This window comes from Spirosoma endbachense (assembly GCF_010233585.1).
GTDB lineage: Bacteria > Bacteroidota > Bacteroidia > Cytophagales > Spirosomataceae > Spirosoma > Spirosoma endbachense.
On the sequence record NZ_CP045997.1, the window covers coordinates 10,255,669 to 10,256,134 of the forward strand.

Annotated in this window: 1 other annotated feature (cut by both window edges). The window is 52.8% G+C overall.

Annotation, left to right across the window (positions count from 1 at the left end):
• Nucleotides 1-466 (reverse strand) — a sequence feature (16S ribosomal RNA rRNA prediction is too short) (it extends past both window edges: 46 nt to the left, 88 nt to the right).

Sequence of the window (466 nt, forward strand, 5' to 3'; positions counted from 1 at the left end):
ACTAATACGACCTGACTACTGGGGTATCTAATCCTGTTTGCTACCCACACTTTCGAGCCTCAGCGTCAGTTGGTGCCCAGTAGGCCGCCTTCGCCACTGGTGTTCCTCCCGATATCTACGCATTCCACCGCTACACCGGGAATTCCGCCTACCTCTGCACTACTCAAGAAAAACAGTTTTGAAAGCAGTTTATGGGTTGAGCCCATAGATTTCACTTCCAACTTGTCTTCCCGCCTGCGCTCCCTTTACACCCAGTAATTCCGGACAACGCTTGCGACCTACGTATTACCGCGGCTGCTGGCACGTAGTTAGCCGTCGCTTCCTTGTTGAGTACCGTCATTATCTTCCTCAACAACAGGAGTTTACAATCCGAAGACCTTCTTCCTCCACGCGGCGTCGCTGCATCAGGGTTTCCCCCATTGTGCAATATTCCCCACTGCTGCCCCCCGTAGGAGGTCGTATTCCT